This is a genomic window from Methylobacterium sp. GC_Met_2 (assembly GCF_026540795.1).
Lineage (GTDB): Bacteria > Pseudomonadota > Alphaproteobacteria > Rhizobiales > Beijerinckiaceae > Methylobacterium.
In genome coordinates this window covers 1-23917 of the sequence record NZ_JALNUM010000054.1, presented here as the reverse complement: position 1 = coordinate 23917, position 23917 = coordinate 1, and the positions used below count along the sequence as shown (strand labels likewise).

Sequence of the window (23917 nt, the reverse complement as noted above, 5' to 3'; positions counted from 1 at the left end):
CATGAGCGGTGAGGCCCTGTCGAGCCGGCCCGTTGCCAGTTGCTGGCTGTCGATCATCGGCATCGGCGAGGACGGGCGGTCCGGCCTCGCGCCTGCAGCGGCGGCTGCGCTCGATGCCGCCCGCGTCGTCTACGGCGGCCGCCGCCACTTCGCGCTGGCCGGCCCCCTGGCGGCCGAGACCCGCCCCTGGCCGAGCCCGATCCACGAAGCCTATCCGGCTATCCTAGCCCGCCGGGGCGAGCCCACCGGCATCCTCGCGACCGGCGATCCCTTCCATTACGGGATCGGCGCCGAGATCGCCCGGCTGATCCCACCGGCCGAGATCCGCACCTTCCCGCAACCCTCGGCGTTCAGCCTGGCCTGTGCGCGCCTCGGCTGGCCGCTGGCCGAATGCGGCCTCGTCACCCTCCACGGTCGAGCGCTGGCCCGGATCGTGCCGTATCTGCAGCCGGGGGCCCGGCTGCTGGTCCTGTCTTGGGACGGTTCGACGCCAGCGGCTCTGGCGGTTTTGCTGACCGAGCGCGGCTTCGGCGCGTCCACCCTGACGGTGCTGGAAGCGATGGGCGGCCCGCGCGAGCGGATCCGCGCAGCACGCGCCGAGGGCTTCGATATCGGCGCCATCGATCCGCTCAACACCGTCGCGATCACCGTGGCGGGTGCCGGCCGCGCGCTGACCCTCGCGCCCGGCCTCGACGACGCGCTGTTCGAGAATGACGGGCAGCTCACCAAGGCCGAGATCCGGGCGCTGACGCTCGCGGCTCTGCGGCCCCATCCGGGACTGCACCTGTGGGACATCGGGGCCGGCGCAGGTTCGGTGGCGATCGAATGGATGCTGCGCCATCCGAGCCTGCGCGCCACCGCGATCGAGGCGCGGCCGGAGCGGGCCGCGCGCATCCGCCGGAATGCCGAAGCCCTCGGCACGCCGGACCTCGCCGTGGTGACCGGTGCCGCGCCGGATGCGCTGGTCGGGCTGCCCGAGCCGGATGCGATCTTCATCGGCGGCGGCGTGTCGGAGCCCGGCGTTCTGCCGGCGGCCCTGGCCGCCCTCAAGCCGGGCGGACGCTGCGTCGCCAACGCGGTCACGCTGGAAGGCGAAGCGGCGCTGCTCACGGTCTTCGCGGCCCAGGGCGGCAGCCTGCGGCGCTTTTCCGTCGACCGGGCCAGTCCCGTGGGCGGACTGCACGGCTGGCGGCCGGCCATGCCGGTGACCCAATGGGCCTGGACCAAGCCATGACCGAACGCCTCGTTGCCGGGATCGGCTTTCGGCGCGGCACCGGAGCCGACGAGATCGCGGCGCTGATCACTCGGGCGCTCGGGCAGATCGGCGTCGCGCGGGCCGACCTGACGGTTATCGCGACCGCCGCCGACCGGGCGGTCGAGCCGGCGATTGCCGGCGCAGCGGCGCGGTTCGGCCTGTCGCCGCGCCCGGTCGCCGCGGACGCGCTGGCGGCCCGCGACGCCGAACTCGTCACCCGCTCGGCACGGGTCGAGCGCCTGCGCGGCGTCGGTTCCGTCGCCGAGGCCGCCGCCCTCGCGGCGGCCGGACCCGGCAGCCGCCTCGCCCTCCCCCGGATCGCGAGCGGCGGCGCCACCTGCGCGCTCGCCGTCGGCCAGACCACGATACCCACAGCATGACCGTCCACTTCATCGGCGCCGGCCCTGGCGCGGCCGACCTCATCACGGTCCGGGGCCGCGACCGCGTCGCGTCCTGCCCGGTCTGCCTCTACGCAGGCTCCCTGGTGGCGCCCGAGATCCTGGGATGGTGCCCGCCGGGCGCCCGGATCGTCGACACCGCGCCCCTCGACCTCGACGCCATCATGGCGGAGATCGCGGCGGCCCATGCCGCCGGCCACGACGTGGCGCGGCTGCATTCGGGCGACCTGTCGATCTGGAGCGCGCTGGCCGAGCAGATGCGCCGGCTCGATGGGCTCGGCATCCCCTACACGGTGACGCCCGGCGTTCCGGCCTTCGCGGCGGCGGCGGCCGTGCTGCGGCGGGAGCTGACCGTGCCCGGGCTGGCGCAGTCGGTGGTCCTGACCCGCACGTCCGGCCGGGCGAGCGCCATGCCGGAGCGCGAGACCCTGGCGGCCTTCGCGGCGACCGGGGCCACGCTGGCGATCCACCTCTCGATCCACGTGGTCGAGCGGGTCGCGTCCGAGCTGATCCCGTTCTACGGGCCGTCCTGCCCGGCCGCAGCCGTGTTTCGCGCCTCCTGGCCGGACGAGCGGGTGCTGAAAACCGATCTCGCCACCCTGCCGGCCCAGGTGGCGCAGGCCGGCCTCGAACGCACGGCGCTGATCCTCGTCGGCCCGGCGCTCGCCGCCGAGCATTTCCGCGAGAGCGCGCTCTACGCCACCGATTACGACCGGCGCTACCGACCCGGCGGCACGGTCGGAGGGCGGACGTGAGCGCCCCCGGCCTCCTCATCGCGGCGCCGCGATCGAGTTCCGGCAAGACGACCGTGACCCTCGCGCTGATGCGGGCCCTGTCCCAGCGGGGCCTGCGGGTGCGCGCCGCCAAATGCGGGCCCGACTATATCGATCCGGCCTTCCATCAGGCGGCCACGGGGCGACCGAGCTTCAATCTCGACAGTTTCGCCATGGCGCCGCCCCTGCTCGACGCCCTGGCCCGCGACACGGTCACGGATGCCGACATCGTGATCGCCGAAGGATCCATGGGGCTGTTCGACGGGGTCCGTGCGGCGGAAAACCGGACCGGCGCCAATGCCGATATCGCCGCACGCTACGGCTGGCCCGTGGTGCTGGTGGTGGATGTCTCCGGAGCGGCCCAATCGGCCGCCGCGGTCGCGCTGGGCTGCCGGCTCTACGACCCGCGGGTCACGATCGCCGGGGTGATCCTGAACAAGGTGGCGAGCGCCCGCCACCGCCGGCTCGTCGAGGCCGGCATGGAGCGCGCGGGGCTCCCGGTGCTCGGCGCGCTCATGCGCGACGCGCAGCTCGTCCTACCCGAGCGGCATCTCGGCCTCGTCCAAGCCGGCGAGACCGCCGATCTCCAGGCGCGCCTCGATCGGCTCGCCGAACTCGCGGTGGCGGGTATCGATCTCGACGCCGTCGTCGCGGCGGCCGGCGGCGGTGTGCCGGAAACGGGGGGCGCCCTGCCCCCGCCGCCGGGCCAGCGGATCGCGGTGGCCCGGGATGCGGCGTTCAGCTTCCTCTACCCGCATCTCGAAGCCGGTTGGCGCATGGCGGGGGCGGAACTGGTCCCGTTCTCGCCGCTCGCGGACGCGCCACCGCCGGACGCATGCGACGTTTGCTGGCTACCGGGCGGCTACCCTGAGTTGCATGCGGGCCGTCTCGCGGGCGCCAGCCGGTTCCTGGACGGGCTGCGCGCCTTCGCGCGCAGCCGCCCGGTCCATGGCGAGTGCGGCGGCTACATGGTTCTCGGACGCACCCTGGAGGATGCCGAAGGCGTCACGCACGCCATGGCCGGCCTCCTGCCGGTGGAAACTTCGTACCGGCGCCGCAAGCTCCATCTCGGCTACCGCGTGGCGCACCTGTGCGGAGATAGCTTGCTCGGCCAGCGCGGCGCCCGCCTGATCGGCCATGAATTCCACTATGCCAGCGAGCTCTCGCCGGCCGCTCCGGAACCGGACGCCCTGGCCCGTGTCACCGACGCGGGAGGCTCCGAGCTCGGCTTCGCGGGGCATCGGATCGGCCCCGTGAGCGGGAGCTTCTTCCACTTCGTCGCCGGAGATTCGGATTGAATCTTCCGCGCCGCGGAAGATCGTAATCCAGTCAGCCGTTCAGGCTGGGTCACGCGGCGGTGCGGTCTCGCGAACCTGCGCGAGGCGCGCGGCGCTGCGGACCAGCGCCAGGACGTCGCGCCGCATCTGCTCGTCGTCGATCTGCGCGTAGGCGCGCAGCAATTCGATGGCGCCCTGGCCGCTCAGAAAGCCGAACACGTCTTCCTGCGCGTTGGGGCGCGGCTCGCTCTCTTCGAAGAAGGCCGAGACCGGGACGTCGAGCAGGCGCGCGATCTCGCGGAGCCGCCCGGCACCGACCCGGTTCTGACCCTTCTCGTATTTCTGCACTTGCTGGAAGGTCACGCCCACTGCGTTGCCCAGGGCGGTCTGGCTCATGCCCCGCGCTTTCCGCAGGGCCGTTATCCGGACACCGACCAGACGATCGACATCCGTGGTCTGCTTTGGCATCGGCTGACTGGTCGTATCCTTCTCGCCGGAGGCGGCTGCGTCCTGCTCCGGATGCGCTGTGTTCGCCTCGCCGTCGCGCCGCTTCACCGTCCGACCCACCTTCCTAGACCGTAGAGTTCGTTCGTACGGTGTGACCTGCGCAGAGCGCGAACAGCCGTTCTGCGGCACTTACCAACCGCGCCGCAGTAAGACACCAAGTTATCAGGCTTCGCAAGTCTTAGTTTACATCTTCTAGTTTAAGTACACACAACTTTGCTACATTGTTGCTCAAATGCCGACGGATATCTCAGGAGCGTTTCTCGGTGCGCCCTGTAGCCGCGCCGGGGCTCGCTAAAGCCGCCGAAACCCTAGTAGACTCTGCAGGCAGAGGAGAATGACATGTTCATCGCGATGAACCGCTTCAAGGTCGTCAAGGACGCGACTGCGGATTTCGAGGCCGTCTGGCTTGGACGCGACAGCCATCTCGGCGAGATGGCCGGCTTCGTCGAATTTCATCTCCTGCGTGGGCCGGAGCATGAGGATCACGTGCTCTACGCATCGCACACGATCTGGCGATCGCGGGACGATTTCGAGGCCTGGACCCGTTCGGAGCAGTTCCGGAAGGCTCATGGCCGCGTCCCCTCGACCAAGCCGCTTTATCTCGGCCATCCGCAGTTCGAAGGCTTCGAGGCGATCCAGACTGTGGGCGGATCGAGCAGCACCACCCCGCAACACGCGGACGCCGTCTGACCGAGCGAGTCGGGCCGTCTCCACGACACCGGCCGCCGCTGCGGCGGCCGGTCCACGCCCTGTGCGTCGACGGCACGGCCGGAAGACCGCACGGCGATCCGAAGCCCATTCCGTGGCCCAGGCGGCCCTGTCGAGACTGCGTCCCAAGATCAGACCGGACGGCTGTTCGCCATCTCCCTCGGTTGTGCTCCCTTGCTAAAGTAACGCGCTGAAATTGTGATGCCGCCGCGGGCGTAGTACGGAAACAACTTCTTTAAGCCTCCAGAGAGGCGAATACCGCATTTCAGTTCATCGTTCATTACCGCTTCATATGAAGCGGACTAGGTCGGCCATCGTAGTAGGGCTAGGTTCTTCACGCATGCGGCTCGCCGCTTGCTCCGCCACCGGCACAGGCCGGCACTGGAACGTGCGTTCGTTTCAGACTGGCACAAAGTCCGATCATGACGGGACGTGGCGCGCCAGATGTTTCATCAACGGATCCCAGAAGCGTTCCAGCCCCTCCCGAGCCCGGCCGAGCGCCGTCGCAGCGTCTGGTCCGGTCTGCTGCCCCGCCGCGGGCGGGCTGCGGCGCGGGCCGCCCTGTCGTCGGCCCTCGCCGCCACTGATTTCGCGGCAATCCTGGCGGTCACCCTGTTCATGCAGGCCACCTACGAGATCGCCTACCAAGAGGGGAAATTCGGCGCCGGCAGCATCCGCGGCCTGCAACTCGCCGCCCTCCTCGGCCTCATCGTCGTGGCCACGAATGCCCTGCGTGCGGAATACAGCCTCGACACCGTGATCGCGCAGAAGCCGTTCGTTCAGCGGGTGGCCTCCCTGTGGCTGGTGGCCTGGGCCGCCGTGCTGGTCGTCGGGTTCATGACCAAGACCACCGGCGAGTATTCGCGCCTCGTCTCGTTCGGCTCCTTCTTCGCCGGGTTGCCGGTCCTGATCCTGAGCCGCGTAGCGATGACGCGCCTCGTGCGGCAGCGCCTGACGGCCAGCTCGGCCTCGGTCAGCCGGGTTCATCTCGTCGGCTACGAGGAGGACATCACCCGCTTCTACGCCAGCAACGCGATCGACCAGCTCGGCCTGCGGATCGTCGGCACGAGCTACCTGCGCCGCGTCGATTCGGGTGCGGACAATGCCGCCCGGCACGATCAATTGCAGGAGGATCTCGACCTCGCCGTCTCGGTGGTGCGCTTCCTGCGGCCGGACGACGTGTTCGTCCTCGTGCCGTGGACCGACAACGCCGAAGTCGAGCGCTGCATCGACGCGTTCCTGCGGGTGCCCTCGGCTCTGCACCTGCGGCCCGGCGCGATGCTCGACCGCTTCCCCGACCTGCAGGTCGCCCGGGTCGGCGGCGTCTCCGGCATCAATATCGGCCGCCGTCCGCTCAACCTCGGCGAGATCGTGCTGAAGCGGGCGCTCGACCTCACGGTGGCGACGATCGCCCTGGTGGCGCTCTCGCCGCTGCTCGCCGTGATCGCGCTGGCGATCAAGTTCGACAGCCCCGGGCCGGTCTTCTTCCGCCAGAAGCGCTACGGCTTCAATCAGCAGCCCTTCGGCGTGTTCAAGTTCCGCTCGATGCGGACGGAGGCGAACACCGTGTTCCGGCAGGCCACGCGCAACGACAGCCGGATCACCCGGACCGGCGCGATCCTCCGCCGGACCAATCTCGACGAGCTGCCCCAGCTCCTCAACGTCCTGCTGGGAGAGATGTCGCTGGTCGGGCCGCGTCCCCATGCGCTCGCGCATGACCGGAGCTTCGAGCGGCGGATCGCCCTCTACGCCCGCCGCCACAACGTCCGGCCGGGGATCACCGGCTGGGCGCAGGTCAACGGCTTCCGCGGCGAGACGCTGACCGATCTCGACATGGAGCGCCGCGTCGCCTGCGACCTCCACTACATCGACAACTGGTCGATCTGGTTCGACATCCAGATCATGATCCAGACGCTGATCTCGCGCCGGGCCTACCGGAACGCGTTCTAAGGCGCCGGGGGCACGGTCAGGGCGTGCGCGCCCGCTTTCGGCAGGCGCCGCAATCGCCCTCGACCTCCAGGATACTGTGGGTCGGGGTGAAGCCGGCCCGCTCCAGCGTCCGCTCGAGGCCGCCTTCCACATCCGCCGAGGAGGCCTCGTCGACCGCGCCGCAGCTGCGGCAGATCAGGAAGATGACCCCCTCCCCGGGGGCGTGGCCGTGCGCGCAGGGGATGAAGGCGTTGCGGCTGGCGATCCGGTGAACCAGCCCCTGCTCCATCAGGAAATCGAGGGCGCGATAGACCGAGACCGGCGCCACGCGCTTGCCCGGTACGCTGAGGCGCTCGGCGATGTCGTAGGCGCCCTGCGCCTTGTCGGACTCGGCCACCGCTTCCAGCACGTCGCGGCGCAGCGGCGTGAACTGCAGCCCGCGTTCGCGGCAGAGGGCCTCCGCCCGGGCGAGCATATCGGGGGCGTCGGACCGACACGCGTCGTGCCCCTCGTGGCGGTGCATGATAGCTCCCATCACAGATCCGCAGGTTGTCCCGCGGGTTTGTTACAGTGTATCACCGCCAGACCGGACCGCACCAGTTTCCCGCACATTCCGCGCACCCGCCCCGCGCCGGCCCGCGCGCGACGAGGACGCCTTGCCCACCAGTTCCCGTATCAGACGCGCGGCCCGGCGATCCCTGTTCCAGAGCGGGATCGGCCCGCGCCTGGCGCTCGCCGGCGGCCTCTCCGCTCTGGTCTGGCTGACGATCGCCTGGGCGCTGGCGACATGAGTTCCGGGTCGCAAATCCAGGATCCCATTCGCCTCGTCGGCCTGACCCTCGGCTACGATCGGCATCCGGCCATCCACCACCTCGACGGGACCGTGCGCGCCGGCGACCTGCTGGCCCTGGTCGGGCCGAACGGGGCCGGCAAGTCGACGCTGCTCAAGGGTATGGCCGGGGAGATCCCCTGCCTCGACGGGCGCATCGAGCGCAGCGCCGCCGTCGCCTATATGCCGCAGGCCGACGAGATCGACCGCAGCTTCCCGCTGAGCGTGCTGGACCTGGCCGGGATGGGCCTCTGGCGGCGCGCCGGCGCGTGGCGAAGCCTCATCCGGCAGCGGGGCGCCGTCGAGGCCGCGCTCGCGGCGGTCGGCCTCGCCGGGTTCGAGGCACGGCCGATCGGCACGCTCTCGGGCGGGCAGTTCCGCCGCGCCCTGTTCGCCCGGCTGATCCTCCAGGATTGCTCCGTGATCCTCCTCGACGAACCGTTCACCGGGATCGACAACCGAACCGTGGACGATCTGCTGGTGCTGATCCGAACCTGGCACGCGGAGGGCCGCACGATCGTCGCGGCGCTGCACGACCTCGCGCAGGTGCGCGCGCATTTCCCGGCGACGCTGCTCCTGGCGCGCGAGCCCATCGCTTGGGGGCCCACGGCCCGGGTGCTGACATCCGAGAACCTCGCCCGCGCCCGCAACCTCTCCGAGGCGTGGGACGAGGGCGCTCCGATCTGCGCCGGGCCGCGGGCCGAAGCTGCCCACGACCATGCGGCGCATGATCACGGCACGCACGGCCATCATCACCACGAGGACGCCGCGTGATCGATCCGTTCGGGTCCCTGGTCGCGCCCTTCGTGGAATTCGGCTTCATGCGCCGAGCGCTGGCGGGCTGCCTTGCGCTGTCCGTCTCGGCGCCGCCCGTGGGCGTCTTCCTGACGCTGCGCCGGATGAGCCTGATGAGCGACGCCATGAGCCACGCCATCCTGCCGGGTGCCGCCGCGGGCTTCCTGGTCGCCGGGCTGTCGCTCCCGGCGATGACGCTCGGCGGCCTCGTCGCAGGCCTTGCGGTGGCGCTGCTCGCGGGCGCCGTTACCCGCGTCACGACGGTGCGGGAGGACGCCAACCTCGCGGCCTTCTACCTGATCTCCCTGGCGGGCGGCGTGCTGCTGGTCTCGCTGCGCGGCTCGCAGATCGACCTGATGCATTTCCTGTTCGGCTCGGTCCTGGCGTTGGACGATGCTGCCCTGTGGCTGCTCGGCGGCATTAGCACCCTGACCCTGGTGGCGCTCGCGGTGATCTATCGGCCGCTGGTGATGGAATGCGTCGATCCGCTGTTCCTGCGCACGGTGAGCCGCAGTGGCGGCCCGGTCCATCTCGCCTTCCTGGCCCTGGTGGTGATCAACCTCGTGGGCGGGTTCCAAGCCCTGGGGACCCTGCTGGCGGTCGGGCTGATGCTGCTCCCGGCGGTGGCGGCCCGGTTCTGGGCTCGCGATCTCGGCGGGCTCATCCCGGTCTCGATGCTGATCGCGGCGCTCGCGAGCGTCTCAGGGCTCAGCCTGTCGTATCAATACGACCTGCCGAGTGGTCCGGCCATCGTGCTGGCCGCCGGGGCGCTCTACCTGGCCTCGATGCTGGCCGGTCCGCGCGGCGGGCTGCTCCGCCGCCTCATCCGGCCGCGCCACCTCGAAGCCTGATCAGGACTGGTCCTTCAGCGCCGCAAGACCCTCGCGGTAGGTCGGAAAGGCGAGATCGACGCCGAGTTCCGCGCGGATCAGCCGGTTCCGCACGCGCTTGTTCTCGCCGTAGAAGCTTCGCGCCATCGGCGAGAGGTCGGCGGTCTCGAAATCGATTACCGGGGGCAGCGGCAGCCCGGTCAGGGCGGCGGCATGCTCGGTGACCGTCTGGGGCGCGGTCGGCTCGTCATCGGTGACGTTGTAGATCGCCCCGGCCCGGGGCCGGTCGATCGAGGCCAGCAGCGTCGTGGCGATATCGTCGACGTGGACACGGTTGAAGACTTGGCCGGCCTTCACGATTCGCTGGGACCGCCCCTCGCGCAGCTTGACGATCGGGTTGCGCCCCGGCCCGTAGATGCCCGACAGGCGGAAGATCTGCACAGCCTTGCCGGTGGCGGCACCGAGCGCCAGCCACGCGGCCTCGGCGTCGAGCCGAACCTTCGAGCGGGTGCTGCGTGGGTCGGCGGGGGTGGCCTCGTCGATCCAGGCGCCCTGCTGATCGCCATAGACACCGATGGTCGACAGGTAGCCGATCCAGCCGATCCGGCTCGCCTTGATCGCCTCTTCGTAGCGGTTGAGCACGGGGTCGCCGTGCTCGCTGGGGGGCGCCGAGACGAGGAGCACGTCGGTCTCGGCGAGATCGGCGGCGATGCGCGGATCGTCGGCCCGGGGTCCGAAGGCGCGCATGGCGAAACCGGTCTCCGCCGCGAGGCGCTCGGCCGCTGCGGGTTCGGTAACGGTGGCGCGGACGGTGTCGAACCGGTCGCGCGCGCGCTCGGCGAAGCGTCCACCGGTGAAGCCCAGGCCGAAGACGAAGAGATTCATGCGCCGGATGTCTCGCCGGGGCCGGCTCCCGTCAAGCCGCGAATGGCGACTCTGTCTTGATGAGATGGCGCTCCGATCCGTCGGCTTGGAAGGGCGCGGGTTCCCTCTCCCGTGCGGGAGAGGTCTGCTTTCGCAGAAAGCAGGGTGAGGGATGAGAACTGTCCGAATGAGGCACGCCCCAACCGCGCCTCGCAGGCGCGATCAATCCTGCACCTTCTCGTCCCTCACCCCAGCCCTCTCCCGCACGGGAGAGGGGGCGCGCCGCGCTCGGTCATGATCGTCGCGCATCGAACCGAAGCCGTCCTCGGTCGCGCCGATTACGGCCTCCCACTCCTCACGGACATGGGCATCCGACTCGCCAAGCCCGTACAGGCGATGCAGGGCCCGGACCGCCCCCGGCTCCAGCAACTGCCCGCAGGCCCAGACTGCCATGCCGCGCACCAAGGGCGAAGCATCGGCAAGCCGTGCGATCGCCATCTCGGCCAGCTCGGGCGACCCGGCATTGCCGATCGCGATCATCACGTTGCGCAGAAAGCGGTCGCGGCCGGTCCGCTTGACCGGCGTGCCGGCGAACAGGCTCCGGAACGCCGCATCGTCGAGGCCCGCGAGATCCGCAAGACGCGGCGCGGCGAGGTCGGCCCGGGCGGAAAGACGGGTCTCGGCGGCCGTGCGGGCGAACTTGTTCCACGGGCAGACCGCGAGGCAATCGTCGCAGCCGAACACCCGGTTGCCGATGGCCGGGCGGAGCGCCGCGGGGATCGGGCCGGCATGCTCGATGGTCAGGTACGAGATGCAGCGCCGCGCATCGAGGCGGTAGGGCGCGGGAAACGCGTCCGTCGGGCAGATATCGAGACAGGCGCGGCAGGAGCCGCAATGGTCGCGGCCGGGCGTGTCGGGTTCGAACTCCGCACTCGTGTAGATCGCCCCGAGCAGGAGCCAGTTGCCGTGCTCGCGGGAGATCAGCACCGTGTGCTTGCCCTGCCAGCCGAGCCCGGCGGCCTCGGCCAGCGTCTTCTCCATGACCGGTGCGGTGTCGCAGAAGACCTTCACCCGGACATCGCCCTTGGCGGACAGATACCCGCCGAGTTCTTTGAGCTTGCCCTTCAAAACCTCGTGATAATCCCGTCGCTGGGCATAAGCGGCGACCGCGCCGCGCTCCGTTTGCGCCACCAGGGCCAGCGGATCGTGCTCGGGCCGGTAGCTCATGGCCAGGATCAGGATGCTGCGCAGGCCCGGCCACAGGCCGGTCGGACGGGCGCGCTGGTCGGCCCGCTCGGCCATCCAGTCCATGGTGCCGTGGGCGCCCGCGGCGAGCCAGGTCGCGAGGCGATCGGGCATATCCGGCAGGCGGTCGGGCCGGGTGACGCGCAGGCCGCAGAAGCCCAGCGACCGGGCCCGGGTCTCGACGAGGCGGCGCAGGTCGGCGCCGATATAAGTCCGCCTGGGGCTCAGAAATCCAGATCCGCGTAGTGGGCGGCGGGCGGCATGCCGGCGACCCGGTCGGCGAGCAGGCCCCGGAACGAGGGCCGCGACTTCACCCGGGCGTACCAGTTCCGGGCCATCTCGTCCTCGTCCCAGGGCACGTCGCCGAGATAATCGACGCAGGAGAGATGGGCAGCCGCCGCGAGGTCGGCATAGGTCAGGTTGTCGCCCGCGATCCAGCGGCGGCGAGCGATCAGGTAGCCGATATATTTGAGATGATAGCGGACATTGGCCCGTGCGGCCCGGATCGCGTTCATGTCGGGCGGACCGCCGCCCTGGTTGGACGCCATGAAGCGCTTCGAGATCTTCTCGTTGACGAGGTAACCCGTCACCTCCGATTCGAACTTCACCAGGAACCAGTCGAGCAGCCGCCGCACCTCGACCCGCTCCACGGTATCGTCCGGCAACAGGCGACGCCCGGTGAGGCCGAGCCCGCGGGTCTCATCGAGGTATTCGGCGATCACGCCCGCGCCGGGCACCACGAGGCCGTTCTGCTCCAGCAGCACGGGCGTCACGCCCGCCGGATTGATCAGCAGGAAGTCATCCCGGCGCTCCCAGGGCCGTTCCTCGAACAGAGTCGGCTCCATGCCCATCTCGGCGAGGACGAGACGGATGAACCGGGAATTCGCGCAGAAGGGGAAGTGGTAGAGGGTCGCCATCGAGGCCGTTTGGGACGTTCGGTCGGGCAGCGCGGTCGGTCCCGCGCTCGGCGAGGGTCCTGAAGCGCAGGTCTTCGGCGCGCAGGACTTCGGACCGAGCGTTATTGCCCGACCGTTGCCGAGCCCTTAACACGCGCAGCCGGTATCGGTAACCGCCCGTCAATCCTGATGGGCGAACCCTCCGGCCAACCCTTAGATGGCGCGACCTGCTCGGCACGGGCCGGCGCGCGCCCGCGGCAGCAGGACGTGACGATGGATCCGGTCAGCATCGGCAAGGCAGTCCTGCTCGCGGTGGTTGAGGGCGCGACCGAGTTCATCCCGGTCTCCTCCACGGGGCACCAGCTGCTGGTCGGCCATTTCATCGGGTTCCACTCGCCCAACAACACCTTCGAGGTGCTGATCCAGCTCGGCGCGATCCTGGCGATCCTGCTGGTCTATTTCCGCCGCCTGCTGGGCATCGCCACCGCGCTGCCGAACGATCCCAAGGCCCGCCGCTTCGTGCTGGGCATCCTGGTGGCGTTCCTGCCGGCGGCGATTATCGGCGGCCTCTTCTCGAAGGTGATCAAGGCGTATCTGTTCAACCCCTGGATCGTCTGCGCGACCCTGGTGGCGGGCGGCCTCGTGCTGCTCGTCATCGACGACACCGACCTGAAGGTGCGCAAGACCGACGTCTACGACTTCTCGCTGCCGATGGATCTGAAGATCGGCATCTTCCAGTGCCTCGCGATGATCCCCGGCGTGTCGCGCTCCGGCGCCACCATCGTGGGGGCGATGCTGATGGGGGCCGACAAGCGCTCGGCCACCGAGTTCTCGTTCTACCTCGCCATGCCCACCATGGCGGGCGCCTTCGCCAAGGATCTGCTGGACAATTACAAATACCTGTCGAGCGACGATGTCGGCCTGATTGCGATCGGCTTCGTCGTCTCGTTCGTCTCGGCGCTGCTCGTGGTGCGGCTGCTGCTCGATTACGTCTCCCGGCACGGCTTCTGGCTGTTCGCATGGTGGCGGATCATCGTCGGCGCACTGGGTTTTGCGGGATTGATCATTTTCGGTTGATCGTTCTTCGCGTGCCTTGCTTCGGCCGATGCCCGCAAATTGTCGGCCGGACTGCTCTCTCCGGCCCCTTGCTGTGTCAGGCGTGATCGATGTGCGATCTCGGGGAGCTCACACGTCGGCTTGAAAGGGCGCGGGTCCCCTCTCTCCCGAGCGGGAGAGGGGGAAAGTCACGCTCTGTGACAAGCCGCGGCTCAAACCCGTGCAGTCCCGGCGGGGATGTAAAGCACGCCTTTTTCAGGATATTGGACGCAGACGCGTCAGTGTGAGTCTCGTCGCCTCGGCGGCTAGTCTCCGCGCACTTCAAAACCCGCTCACGCCGGGCTCAAGCTTTCCTCAACCATCGGGCGATTGCCACCGGCGAGGCGGCATGCGAGGCAAACCCCTGGAAGCGGCGCACAAGACGCCGCGTTCTGGGACGATCCGATGGAAGACAGACCGCTCGCCGATCTCTTCGAGCCCGCAGACCGGGCGCGCTGGCTCGGCCTCGTCGAAGGCGTCCTGAAGGGCGCCGATTTCGAGAAACGGCTGGTCTCCCGGACGGCGGATGGGCTCCGGATCGAGCCGCTCTACAGCCCGGCGGCGCCGATCGCCCAACCGGTGCGCGAGCCCGGTCCGTGGCGGATCGCCCAGCGGATGGATCATCCGGCTATCGCCGCCGCCAACGCCCAGGCGCTGACCGATCTCGAAGGCGGCGCGGACGCGCTTGTCCTGGCCTTTGCGGGCGCCCCAGGCGCACGCGGCTATGGACTGACGGTTGCGAACGTCGACGACCTCGACGCCGCGCTGACGGGCGTGATGCTGCCCCTGATCAACCTGCGCGTGGATGCCGGCGGCCGGGGGCTCGAAGCGGCCCACCTCGTCAAGGCGCTGGCCGAGCGGCGTGGCGAGGATTTGTCGACCTACGATGTCGATCTCGGGATCGATCCCGTCGGCGTGCTGGCGGCAACCGGCGGCCTGGGCGCCGTCTGGAGCGAGATCGCTCCGCGGCTGGCCGGGATCGCGGCGGAGCTGGAGACGGCGGGTTTCCGCGGCCGGGCCTTCCTGGCCGATGGGCGCCCGTATCACGAGGCCGGGGCCGGCGAGGCGGCGGAGCTGGGGGCCGTGCTCGCCACCGCGGTGACGTATCTCCGCGCCCTCGAAGCGGCCGGACACGACCTCGACACGGCCCGTTCGCGCATCGCGGTCCTGCTGGCGGCCGATGCCGACGAGTTCGTCACGGTCGCGAAGTTCCGCGCGCTGCGGCGCCTCTGGGCGCGGGTCGAGCAGGCCTGCGGGCTTGCGCCGAAGCCGCTGCGTCTCCACGCAGAGACCGCGTGGCGGATGATGACCAAGCGCGATCCGTTCGTGAACATCCTGCGCACCGGAATGGCGGCGGCCTCAGCCGGGATGGGTGGAGCCGACAGCGTCGCGGTCCTGCCCTACACGCAGGCGCTCGGGCTGCCGGATGCCTTCGCCCGGCGCGTGGGGCGCAACAGCCAGATCGTGTTGCTCGAAGAATCGCACCTCGCCCGCGTCAGCGATCCTGCGGCGGGCGCCGGTGGGTTCGAGGCGCTGACCGCGGAGATCGCCGAGGCCGCCTGGGCGGCGTTCCAAGCGATCGAGGCCGAGGGCGGCATCGTCGCCTCCCTCAGCGTCGGCAAGCTGCAGCGGCGGATCGAAGCGATCCGCGAGACGCGCGCGAAAGCCGTGGCGACCCGCCGGGAAGCGCTCACGGGCGCCAGTGAATTTCCGAACCTCGCCGAGAAGCCGGTCACGGTGCTCGACGTGCCGAAGGTCGCGCCGCCCCAGGGGTCCAATTTCGGGCCCGGTTCGGCGGTCGCCTGCGATGCCCTGCCGTCCCAGCGCCTCGCGGAACCCTACGAGGCTTTGCGCGACGCCTCCGACGCCTATCACGCCTCGACCGGCCGCCGGCCGGCCGTGTTCCTGGCCAATCTGGGTTCGGTGGCGGCGTTCAACGCCCGGGCGACCTTCGCGGCCAACGCGTTCGCGGCCGGCGGTATCGAAGCCCTGTCGAATGACGGCTTCCCCGATGCCGAATCCGCAGCGGTGGCGTTCCGGGAATCCGGAGTTCCGCTCGCCTGCATCTGCTCGACCGACGCGATCTATGCCGAACGCGCGGTCGAGACCGCGGAGGCCTTGGCGCGGGCCGGCGCGGGCGTGATCTACCTCGCCGGAAAACCGGCTGATCTGGCCGAGCCGCTGAAGCAGGCGGGCGTGCAGACCTTCCTGCATGCCGGGTGCGACCTGCTCACCGTGCTGAATGGGGCTTTGCGCACGGCCATGAGGCCGCCGTCGCGGACTGCCTGATCCCGGCGCCGTTCCCACAACGCTGCGCAGGCGGCTCGGCTGGGACGGGTTCGAAGCCGGCACACGCGAATACCGCGGCCATCGGAGCGCGGGCGCCTCGGACGAGGCTGCGACCTCGTGTCATGGAACGATCGCGCTCCGGCCCGAAATGCGGCTGCGCGAATGCCGAGCCAGCCGCGTTCCCGACGCAATCATGAGGGAATGCTGAACGCGGTTCGGATCACCGACGAGGCCGCCGCATGAAAACTTCGATCCTCGCGTCCCTCACCCTCCTCGCGCTCGTCTCGACGGCGCAGGCGCGTCCGCATCGACACCCGGCCGTACCGACGTTGAACCAGGCCGAGGCCGAGAAGACGCTGGCTCCGCTGCGGCAGGCGGCGACGGTTTGCTTCGCCGATACGGTCCTGTCGAACCCCAAGGCCACCGCCGAGGCGCGGGCCGGCCGCTGGTTCGAGGCCGTGGGCATCACGGGCTTCCTGTGCCGCCCGGAGGTCGCCGCGATGATCCAAGCGCATGACCGGCTCTATGGAGCGAAGACCGGCGAACGCTACTTCAAGAGTGCCTACGTCAAGCACCTCGACCAGCAGCTCGCCGAGCGGCTCCAGCCGATGCTCCTGCACAAGGCCGTCGCCAGCGCCGAGCCGCCGGTCGATAAGACCGCCGAGGACAGTGCCGCGGGCAACTGAGCCGGCACCTCTCAGGTTGGAAGCGAGTCGGCGATGCCCTACGAGCTTCACTACTGGCCGATGATCCAGGGGCGCGGCGAGTTCGTCCGCCTCGCCCTGGAAGAAGCTGGCGCCGACTACGTCGACGTCGCGCGCCAGGACGACGATGCCGGTGGAATCGGTCCGATGCTGGATCGCCTGTCGGACCCTGCGAACCCACGCCCGCCCTTCGCGCCGCCCGTCCTGCGCGACGGTGATCGCGTCATCGGACAGACGGCCGCGATCCTGCTGCATCTTGGCCAGCGCCTCGGGCTGGCGGGCACCGGCGAGCGGGACCGGATCTGGACGCACCAACTCCAGCTCACCATCGCGGATGCCGTGGACGAGGTGCACGACACACACCATCCGCTCGGCGTCGATCTCTATTACACCGATCAGAAGCCCGAGGCCCTGCGCCGGGCGGCCGGGTTCCGGACGACCCGGATGCCGAAGTTCTTCAGTTATTTCGAGCGCGTTCTGGCCGCCAATGGCGGTGCGCACTTGGTCGGCGCGGATCTGACCTATGCCGACCTGTCGCTGTTTCAGCTCGTCGATGGGCTGCACTACGCCTTCCCGAGAGCGACATCGGCGGCGCTACAGGCTGCGCCCTCTGTGGAGCGGCTGCACGACACCGTGGCGCAACGCCCGCGGATCGCCGCCTATCTGGCGAGCGAGCGCCGGATCCCGTTCAACGAGGACGGTATCTTCCGACGCTATCCCGAACTCGACGGCTAGCGCGTCCTGGCTCTGACTGTCTGCGGGATAGGGCGATCCGAATGTGACCTGCACCTTGCCTCTGGCTAAGCAGGTTTGAGGCCCACGGCTCATGGCTGAGCGCGACAGGCCCCCTCTCCCGTGCGGGAAAGCGTTGGGGTGAGGGACGAGAACGCTCTGCATAGGGCACGTCATCGACGCGCGTTCAGGTGCTGTCTTTTCCTGAAAGTTCTGGACCCTGTCCCTCTCGCGCTCGCGAGAGGGGATACGCGCCTGTTCAAACCGACGCGTGAGCCCGCTGGAACCTCAAATCTGTGTCGCCCCATCGCCCATTATGGTGATGGAGATGCGTCGCCCATGGCGCCATTTATCGACCGAACAGACACCGCTCAGAACGGCAGCTTCATCCCGGGCGGCAGGGGCAGACCCTTGGTCAGCTCGGCCATGTGCTCCTGCATCGTCGCTTCCGCCTTGCCGCGGGCATCGTTGCAGGCCGCCACCACCAGATCCTCCAGGATCTCGCGCTCGTCGGGCACCATCAGGGACGGATCGATCGTGATCCCCTTCATCTGGCCCTTGGCCGTCATGGTGACCCGGACCGAGCCACCGCCAGAGGCGCCGGTGACTTCGATCTGATCCATCTCGGCCTGCAGGTTGGCCATCTTCTCCTGCATGGCCTGGGCCTGCTTCATGATGCCCATTAGGTCACGCATGCGGATCCCTCCCCGTTCTGTCGTCGTCTGATCTGGGTACGCGCCGCCCGGCCCGCCAGCGATGGCCGGGCTGGAGCATCAGCTTTCGTCGTCCTCGACCTCATCCACCTGGGCGGCGTCGCCCTCGCCGAGGATCTCCTGCTCGGGGGTGGGCAAAGCCTCGGCGGCGGTGTCGCGCACGTCGACGATCTCGGCGCCGGGAAAGCGCGTCAGCACCTCGCGCACGAACGGATCGGCGGCGGCGTTCTCCCGGCGGGTCTCGACCACGGCCCGGGCCGCCGCATCGCGGGTCGGCTCGCCCGCCTCCTTCGAGAGCGCGACGACCCAGCGCCGGCCGGTCCAACGCTCGATCGCGGCCGCGAGGTCGGTGGCGAGGCTCGCCCGCCCCCCTTGAGCGAGGCGGAACTCGATCCGCCCCTCCTCGAAGCGCACCAGATGGACATCCCGCTCAAGCGCCGTCCGCAGCAGGATATCCCGATTGGCATCCGCCAGCGCGATCAGATCCTCGAACTGGCCGAGCCGCGGCGGCGGCGGCGCGACGGGGGCGGGTGGCGCGACGGGCGCGGCCATCGCAACCGGAGCAGCCTCGAGGATCGGTTCCGCCGCTATCGTCCGGGGGGAGGCCGCCAGAGCCGCCGAACCGCCGCCGCGCAGGTCCGGGATCGGCGGCAGCGCCGGGCGCGCCAAAGCCGGCGGCTCGTCGGCGGGCGCTGCGGCGGCGTCGGCCTTGAGCTGGCGCAGGGCCTCGTCCGGTGTCGGCAGGTCGGCCGCGTAGGCGAGGCGCACGATCGCCATCTCGGCCGCCGCCAGGGGGCGCGGCGCGGCCTGCACCTCGGGGATCGCCTTGAGCAGGATCTGCCACGCCCGCGACAGGGCGCGGATCGAGAGCTTTTCGGCGAACGCGCCGCCGCGGACGCGCTCGGTCTCGCTGAGCGTGGGATCCTGGGCGGTTTCGGGCACCACCTTCAGGCGGGTCACGAGATGCGTGAAGGCCGCGAGGTCCGAGAGCACCACCGACGGGTCGGCTCCGGCATCGTACTGCGCGCGCAGCTCCGAGAAAGCCGCCGGCACGGAGCCGCGCATCACAGCCTCGAACAGGTCGAGGATGCGGGCACGGTCGGCCAGCCCCAGCATGTCGCGCACGCTCTGGGCGGTGACCGAGCCGGCCCCGTGCGCGATGGCCTGATCGAGGAGCGAGAGCGCATCGCGCACGGAGCCTTCCGCGGCGCGCACGATCGCCCCCAAAGCCTCCTCCTCCGCCTCGACCCGCTCGGCGGCGCAGACCTTGGCGAGGTGGGCGTGGAGCACCGGCGCCTCGACCCGGCGCAGGTCGAACCGCTGGCAGCGGGACAGGATCGTCACCGGGACCTTGCGGATCTCGGTGGTGGCGAACACGAATTTCGCGTGGGGCGGCGGCTCCTCCAGCGTCTTCAGGAAGGCGTTGAACGCCTTCTCGGAGAGCATGTGGACCTCGTCGACGATGTAGACCTTGTAGCGCGCCGAGACCGGTCCGTAGCGGATGCCGTCGATGATCGCGCGTACGTCGTCGATGCCGGTATGCGAGGCGGCATCCATCTCCAGCACGTCCATGTGCCGGGATTCCATGATGGCCGCGCAGTGCAGGCCGAGTTCCGGCATCGACACGGTCGGGCCGGTCTCGGGCTGGCCGGCGAGCGCGTAATTGAGGCCGCGGGCGAGGATGCGGGCCGTCGTGGTCTTGCCGACGCCGCGCACGCCGGTCAGCATCCAGGCCTGCGGGATGCGGTTGGCCGCGAACCCGTTGGCGAGGGTGCGGACCATCGCCTCCTGGCCGATCAGGTCGCCGAAATGGGTGGGGCGGTATTTGCGCGCGAGGACCCGATAGGGCGCCGCCGCGGCGGCGGGCGCTGCAAACCCGGGCAGGCCCGGCTCGTCGTCAGGCGTGCCGGTCGAAGCGTCCATGCCGGTCGGAATCGAGCTGCCGCGCGCGAGAATGAGGTGGGAGGCTGGACGAAGACCCGCTCGGTCTCGTTAGGGCTGCTTCCTTCCGGACCTGACCCGGTTGGCGAGTGAAACGTCCCTCGCCAACCCCCCGGCCGGCTATATGGCCGGGCCTCGGCCCGAACGCAAGCGCCGCCTCTCTGCGCCGGCTACTCGGCCTTGCGCTTCACGATGGCGAGGGTCTTCGGATCGAGCTTCAGGTCGAACTTCTTGCCGTTGGCATCGATGGCGTCGTCCACCTCGATCATACCGTCGTCGAGCTCGATCTCGTCCCACTTGGTGAAGCCTTCCTGGCGGAGCATGGCCTCGACCTTGGCCTGCTGATCGGGCGGCAGCTTTTCGTCGGCCCGGGCGGCGACGCCGAGGCCGGCCAGAATCGCGAGGGCGAGAAAGGGCGTGGCGCGATGCATGGGCGTTCTCCATCGGGTTGATCGTCGAGTTTGAACAGGAATGCGGCAGTCCTGTTCCGCTTGGCCGGACATCCTCTTGAGCGCCTTGCGATTCTCCCGCACAGCTAGGCCATTGCGTGCGTCGGGGATTCGTCACCTATGGTCACCCGCGTCGCCACCGTGGCCTTCGAAGGCATCGAGGCGCGGGCGGTGGACGTGCAGGTCCAGATCATCCCGGGCTCGGTGGTGTTCAACGTGGTCGGCCTGCCCGACAAGGCGGTGGGCGAATCCCGCGAGCGGGTGCGCGGCGCACTGATCGCCTCCGGCCTCGCGCTGCCGGCCAAGCGCATCACCGTCAACCTCGCCCCGGCCGACCTGCCCAAGGAAGGCTCGCATTACGACCTGCCGATCGCGCTCGGCGTGATGGCGGCGATCGGCGCGATCCCGGCGGACGCGCTCGGCGGCTATTGCGTGCTCGGCGAACTCGCGCTGGACGGCAGCATCACGGCGGTGAACGGCGTGCTCCCGGCGGCCATCGCGGCGGCGGCGCGCGGGCTCGGGCTGATCTGCCCGGCGGCGACCGGCCCGGAGGCCGCCTGGGCCGGGGGCGATCTCGACGTGCTGGCCCCGCGCTCGCTGATCCAGCTCGCCAACCACTTCAAGGGCAGCCAGATCATGGCCCGGCCGGAACCCTCGGTGGCGGGTCAGGCCGGTCCCCTGCCGGATCTCGCCGACATCAAGGGCCAGGAGGGCGCCAAGCGCGCCCTGGAGATCGCCGCGGCGGGGGGACACAACCTGCTGATGAACGGGCCGCCGGGCTCGGGCAAGTCGATGCTGGCCGCCCGCCTGCCCTCGATCCTGCCGCCGCTCGGGCCGCGCGAGCTGCTCGACATCTCGATGATCCAGTCGGTGGCGGGCGCGTTGAAGGACGGCGCCCTCTCGAACCGCCGGCCGTTCCGGCAGCCGCATCATTCGGCTTCGATGGCGGCGCTCGTCGGCGGCGGCCTCGGTGCGCGTCCCGGCGAGGTCTCGCTGGCCCATGGCGGCGTGCTGTTCCTGGACGAGCTGCCCGAATTCACCCCGCAGGTGCTCGACAGCCTGCGCCAGCCCATGGAGACGGGTGAAATCATGATCGCCCGGGCCAATCACCGGGTGACGTATCCGGCCCGCTTCCAGCTGGTCGCCGCCATGAACCCGTGCCGCTGCGGGCAGGGCCTGGAGCCGGGCTATGCCTGTCGGCGCGGGCCGAACGATCGCTGCATGGCCCAGTATCAGGCGCGGATTTCCGGCCCGCTGCTCGACCGGATCGACCTGCGCATCGAGGTGCCGACGGTGACCGCGGCCGACCTGATCCTGCCTCCGCCTGCGGAGGGATCCCGTGAAGCGGCCGCCCGCGTCGCCGCGGCCCGCGCCCTCCAGACAGCGCGCTTCGGCGAGCGCGGGCTGCCGGCGGCCACCACCAACGCCACCTGCCCGGCGAACCTGATCGAACAGGTCGCGAGCCCAGACGCGGATGGGACGGCGCTGATCCGGCAGGCGGCCGAGAGCATGCGCCTCTCGGCCCGCGGCTTCCACCGCACGTTGCGCGTCGCACGGACGCTGGCCGACCTCGACGGCGAGGCGCGGGTCCGCCGGCTGCACCTTGCCGAGGCCCTGTCCTACCGGGGCCGGGGTGACAGCGCGGCGGCGGCGGCTTGAGCGCGGAACCGGACAGCGCCCTCACGGTCACGATCGGCCAGCACAGCGCCGCCGGCCGCAAGGCCGAGAACCAGGATTTCCACGGCACCCTGGTGCCGTCGCCGCCGGCCCTCGGCCTCAAAGGCATCGCGGTGGCGCTCGCCGACGGGATCAGCAGCAGCGCGGCCGGCGCGGCGGCGAGCGAGACCGCGGTCAAGAGCTTCCTCGGCGACTATTACGCCACCCCCGACACGTGGTCGGTGAAGAATGCCGCGCAGCGGGTGATCGCGGCGGCCGATTCCTGGCTCTACGCCCAGACCCGGCGCGGCCTCGATCCCAACGATGCCGACCGCGGCTACGTCACCACCTTCGACGCGCTGATCCTGAAGGGGCGGAGCGCCCACATCTTCCATGTCGGCGATGCCCGGATCTGCCGGGTCTCGGGCCGGTCCCTCGAACAGCTCACCGAGGATCACCGCGTGGTGGTCTCGGCGGCGGAATCCTATCTCGGCCGGGCCCTCGGCGTGACCGGCCGGGCGGAGATCGACTACCAAAACCTTGCCATCGCGGCCGGCGACATCTTCGTGCTCACAACGGACGGGGTCCACGAGCACGTCCGTCCCCGGGAGATCGTGGCCGCGATCACGGCGGCGGACGATCTCTACGCGGCAGCCCGGACCATCGTCGAGGCGGCGCTCGCGGCCGGCAGCCCGGACAACCTGACGATCCAGATCGTCCGGGTCGATGCCGTGCCGGAGGGCGAGGCCACCGACCTCCTCGGGGATGTCGAGGGGCTCGATCCGGCACCGCTGCTCGATCCGCCGGCCGAATTCGACGGCTACCGGCTCCTGCGGATCCTCCATTCCGGTGCGCGCAGCCGCGTCTATCTCGCGGAGGACGGAGAGACCGGGGGTCGGGTCGCCCTGAAGGTGCTGTCCCTCGATCTGCGCGACGATCCGGCCCAGCGCAAACGCTTCGCTCTGGAGGAGTGGATCGCCCGGCGGATCGACAACCCGCATGTGCTCAAGGCCCATCCGCCGGCGCGCCGCCGCAGCCACCTCTACACGGTGATGCGCTACGTCGAGGGTCAGACGCTGACCCAGTGGATGCGGGACCACGCGTTGCCGGAGTTGGAGAATGTGCGCGGCCTCGTGGAGCAACTCGTCAAGGGCGTGCAGGCTTTCCACCGGAAGGAGATGGTCCATCAGGACCTCCGGCCCGACAACGTCCTGATCGACTCAAACGGGATCGTGCAGGTGATCGATTTCGGCGCCACCCAGGTCGCCGGCGTCGTCGAGGGCGATCCGCGGATCGATCCCGCCGAGATCCTCGGGACGGTGCAGTACACGGCACCGGAATGTTTTTTGGGTGTCGCATCCACGGCCGCTTCCGACGTGTTCTCGGTGGGCGTCATCGCCTATCAGATGCTGACCGGACGGTTGCCCTACGGCGATGCGGTGCCGCGGGCGCGCACGGCCGCGGCCCAGCGCCGGCTGCGCTACGCTTCGGCGCTCCCTGTACGGCCGCTGCTCCCGCTCTGGGTCGATGGCGCGCTGCGCAAGGCGGTGCATCCCGATCCGCTCAAGCGCTACGCGACGCTGTCGGAATTCGTGCATGACCTACGGCATCCGAACCCGGCCTTCACCGAAACCCGCCGGCCGGCCCTGCTGGAGCGCGATCCGCTCCTGTTCTGGCGGCTGCTGTCGCTGGTTTTGGGGATTGTCGCGCTGACGCTGGCGGGCGTCCTGATCGCGCATGCGCCGAGATGAGTGCAGGGATTTAGACCTCTCAGCCGGAGCTCAACGCCCTTCAAGAGAAGCGCGTTTCCCCTCCCCCTTGCGGAGAGGGGTTAGGGGTGGGGGTGGTTCAGGATCGAGCGTGACGGTGCCGTCTGCACCACCCCCACCTCCGGCTCCTCCCCGCAAGCTTGAGCGATCCCGGGCAAGCCCGGGGTCGCCAGAGGAGGAGAGCGCGTCGAGTCGACGGGCGTGAACACCGTGCGCGCAAAGCGGACCACCACACGCCAAGACTTGACAATGTTCCTATTTTG

The 23917-nt window shown here is 70.0% G+C and carries 23 protein-coding genes and 1 other RNA gene; 15 read left to right on the top strand and 9 right to left on the bottom strand.

What is annotated here, in order from left to right:
• Position 1: 1 nt before the first annotated feature.
• The 4 genes from cbiE to OXS49_RS18395 are packed head-to-tail and all read left to right on the top strand — an operon-like array spanning position 2 to position 3724.
• On the top strand, positions 2 to 1234 hold the full coding sequence (gene cbiE, locus OXS49_RS18410; protein ID WP_267426021.1) for a precorrin-6y C5,15-methyltransferase (decarboxylating) subunit CbiE: 1233 nt from the start codon (positions 2 to 4) through the stop codon (positions 1232 to 1234).
• The gene (locus tag OXS49_RS18405; RefSeq protein ID WP_267426019.1) at positions 1231 to 1635 is read left to right on the top strand and encodes a cobalamin biosynthesis protein; all 405 of its coding nucleotides are present in this window, start codon (positions 1231 to 1233) and stop codon (positions 1633 to 1635) included. Before cbiE ends, OXS49_RS18405 begins: the two co-directional genes overlap by 4 nt.
• Positions 1632 to 2408, top strand: a complete 777-nt coding sequence (gene cobM, locus OXS49_RS18400) for a precorrin-4 C(11)-methyltransferase (RefSeq protein WP_267426017.1) — start codon at positions 1632 to 1634, stop codon at positions 2406 to 2408. The genes OXS49_RS18405 and cobM overlap by 4 nt, the downstream gene beginning before the upstream one ends.
• Entirely contained in the window at positions 2405 to 3724 is a 1320-nt protein-coding gene (locus OXS49_RS18395) for a cobyrinate a,c-diamide synthase (protein ID WP_267426016.1), read from the top strand. The genes cobM and OXS49_RS18395 overlap by 4 nt, the downstream gene beginning before the upstream one ends.
• Before the next feature lie 39 nt (positions 3725 to 3763).
• Here OXS49_RS18395 and OXS49_RS18390 read toward each other — a convergent pair whose 3' ends face one another.
• On the bottom strand, positions 3764 to 4171 hold the full coding sequence (locus OXS49_RS18390; RefSeq protein WP_267426042.1) for a helix-turn-helix transcriptional regulator: 408 nt from the start codon (positions 4169 to 4171) through the stop codon (positions 3764 to 3766).
• Positions 4172 to 4549: 378 nt separating this feature from the next.
• Here OXS49_RS18390 and OXS49_RS18385 point away from each other — a divergent pair, with 378 nt between their 5' ends.
• On the top strand, positions 4550 to 4900 hold the full coding sequence (locus tag OXS49_RS18385) for an antibiotic biosynthesis monooxygenase (RefSeq protein ID WP_244003284.1): 351 nt from the start codon (positions 4550 to 4552) through the stop codon (positions 4898 to 4900).
• A gap of 462 nt (positions 4901 to 5362) precedes the next feature.
• Entirely contained in the window at positions 5363 to 6868 is a 1506-nt protein-coding gene (locus OXS49_RS18380) for an exopolysaccharide biosynthesis polyprenyl glycosylphosphotransferase (RefSeq protein WP_267426015.1), read from the top strand.
• A gap of 16 nt (positions 6869 to 6884) precedes the next feature.
• On the opposite strand, the gene OXS49_RS18375 is transcribed toward OXS49_RS18380, so the two are convergent.
• Positions 6885 to 7370 carry a transcriptional repressor gene (locus tag OXS49_RS18375; protein WP_244003278.1) on the bottom strand — a complete coding sequence of 162 codons (486 nt, stop codon included), beginning with the start codon at positions 7368 to 7370 and terminating at the stop codon, positions 6885 to 6887.
• A gap of 133 nt (positions 7371 to 7503) precedes the next feature.
• Here OXS49_RS18375 and OXS49_RS18370 point away from each other — a divergent pair, with 133 nt between their 5' ends.
• From OXS49_RS18370 to OXS49_RS18360, 3 genes are read left to right on the top strand one after another with little or no spacing between them, the layout of a single operon-like run.
• Positions 7504 to 7638 carry a hypothetical protein gene (locus tag OXS49_RS18370; protein WP_267426014.1) on the top strand — a complete coding sequence of 45 codons (135 nt, stop codon included), beginning with the start codon at positions 7504 to 7506 and terminating at the stop codon, positions 7636 to 7638.
• On the top strand, positions 7635 to 8450 hold the full coding sequence (locus OXS49_RS18365) for an ABC transporter ATP-binding protein (RefSeq protein WP_244003276.1): 816 nt from the start codon (positions 7635 to 7637) through the stop codon (positions 8448 to 8450). Before OXS49_RS18370 ends, OXS49_RS18365 begins: the two co-directional genes overlap by 4 nt.
• 47 nt (positions 8451 to 8497) lie before the next feature.
• On the top strand, positions 8498 to 9322 hold the full coding sequence (locus tag OXS49_RS18360) for a metal ABC transporter permease (protein ID WP_244003348.1): 825 nt from the start codon (positions 8498 to 8500) through the stop codon (positions 9320 to 9322).
• On the opposite strand, the gene OXS49_RS18355 is transcribed toward OXS49_RS18360, so the two are convergent.
• The 3 genes from OXS49_RS18355 to OXS49_RS18345 all read right to left on the bottom strand — a co-directional run bounded on the left by OXS49_RS18355 (position 9323) and on the right by OXS49_RS18345 (position 12327).
• Positions 9323 to 10186, bottom strand: a complete 864-nt coding sequence (locus OXS49_RS18355) for an SDR family oxidoreductase (protein WP_267426013.1) — start codon at positions 10184 to 10186, stop codon at positions 9323 to 9325. It abuts the gene before it with no gap.
• Between the two features lie 201 nt (positions 10187 to 10387).
• The gene (queG, locus tag OXS49_RS18350; protein WP_267426039.1) at positions 10388 to 11605 is read right to left on the bottom strand and encodes a tRNA epoxyqueuosine(34) reductase QueG; all 1218 of its coding nucleotides are present in this window, start codon (positions 11603 to 11605) and stop codon (positions 10388 to 10390) included.
• 29 nt (positions 11606 to 11634) lie between these two features.
• Positions 11635 to 12327, bottom strand: coding sequence for a glutathione S-transferase family protein (locus tag OXS49_RS18345; RefSeq protein WP_244003272.1), 693 nt, complete (start codon positions 12325 to 12327; stop codon positions 11635 to 11637).
• 252 nt (positions 12328 to 12579) lie between these two features.
• On the opposite strand from OXS49_RS18345, the gene OXS49_RS18340 reads away from it, so the two are divergent.
• The 4 genes from OXS49_RS18340 (at position 12580) to OXS49_RS18325 (ending at position 17129) form a co-directional block, all read left to right on the top strand.
• On the top strand, positions 12580 to 13383 hold the full coding sequence (locus OXS49_RS18340; protein WP_244003270.1) for an undecaprenyl-diphosphate phosphatase: 804 nt from the start codon (positions 12580 to 12582) through the stop codon (positions 13381 to 13383).
• 423 nt (positions 13384 to 13806) lie between these two features.
• On the top strand, positions 13807 to 15690 hold the full coding sequence (locus OXS49_RS18335; protein WP_267426012.1) for a methylmalonyl-CoA mutase family protein: 1884 nt from the start codon (positions 13807 to 13809) through the stop codon (positions 15688 to 15690).
• A gap of 239 nt (positions 15691 to 15929) precedes the next feature.
• The gene (locus tag OXS49_RS18330) at positions 15930 to 16376 is read left to right on the top strand and encodes a hypothetical protein (protein ID WP_267426011.1); all 447 of its coding nucleotides are present in this window, start codon (positions 15930 to 15932) and stop codon (positions 16374 to 16376) included.
• A gap of 33 nt (positions 16377 to 16409) precedes the next feature.
• Complete coding sequence (locus OXS49_RS18325; protein WP_244003263.1) at positions 16410 to 17129, top strand: glutathione S-transferase; 720 nt, start codon at positions 16410 to 16412, stop codon at positions 17127 to 17129.
• A 368-nt stretch (positions 17130 to 17497) separates the two neighbouring features.
• Here the strand turns inward: OXS49_RS18325 and OXS49_RS18320 are convergent, their stop codons facing one another.
• From OXS49_RS18320 to OXS49_RS18305, 4 genes are all read right to left on the bottom strand, one after another.
• Positions 17498 to 17821 (bottom strand): YbaB/EbfC family nucleoid-associated protein, encoded by a 324-nt coding sequence (locus OXS49_RS18320; RefSeq protein ID WP_244003261.1) that lies wholly within the window; start codon positions 17819 to 17821, stop codon positions 17498 to 17500.
• Between the two features lie 78 nt (positions 17822 to 17899).
• Positions 17900 to 19762, bottom strand: a complete 1863-nt coding sequence (locus OXS49_RS18315) for a DNA polymerase III subunit gamma/tau (RefSeq protein WP_267426009.1) — start codon at positions 19760 to 19762, stop codon at positions 17900 to 17902.
• 34 nt (positions 19763 to 19796) lie between these two features.
• An RNA gene (gene ffs / locus OXS49_RS18310) (signal recognition particle sRNA small type) lies at positions 19797 to 19895 on the bottom strand.
• Positions 19896 to 19950: 55 nt separating this feature from the next.
• Positions 19951 to 20211: a PepSY domain-containing protein gene (locus tag OXS49_RS18305; RefSeq protein WP_267426008.1), complete on the bottom strand. Its 261-nt coding sequence runs from the start codon at positions 20209 to 20211 to the stop codon at positions 19951 to 19953.
• A gap of 138 nt (positions 20212 to 20349) precedes the next feature.
• Between OXS49_RS18305 and OXS49_RS18300 the strand changes: the two genes are divergently transcribed.
• Both OXS49_RS18300 and OXS49_RS18295 read left to right on the top strand, forming a co-directional pair.
• Positions 20350 to 21888, top strand: a complete 1539-nt coding sequence (locus OXS49_RS18300) for a YifB family Mg chelatase-like AAA ATPase (RefSeq protein WP_267426006.1) — start codon at positions 20350 to 20352, stop codon at positions 21886 to 21888.
• On the top strand, positions 21885 to 23636 hold the full coding sequence (locus tag OXS49_RS18295) for a bifunctional protein-serine/threonine kinase/phosphatase (RefSeq protein ID WP_267426004.1): 1752 nt from the start codon (positions 21885 to 21887) through the stop codon (positions 23634 to 23636). Before OXS49_RS18300 ends, OXS49_RS18295 begins: the two co-directional genes overlap by 4 nt.
• The last annotated feature ends 281 nt before the right edge of the window (positions 23637 to 23917 follow it).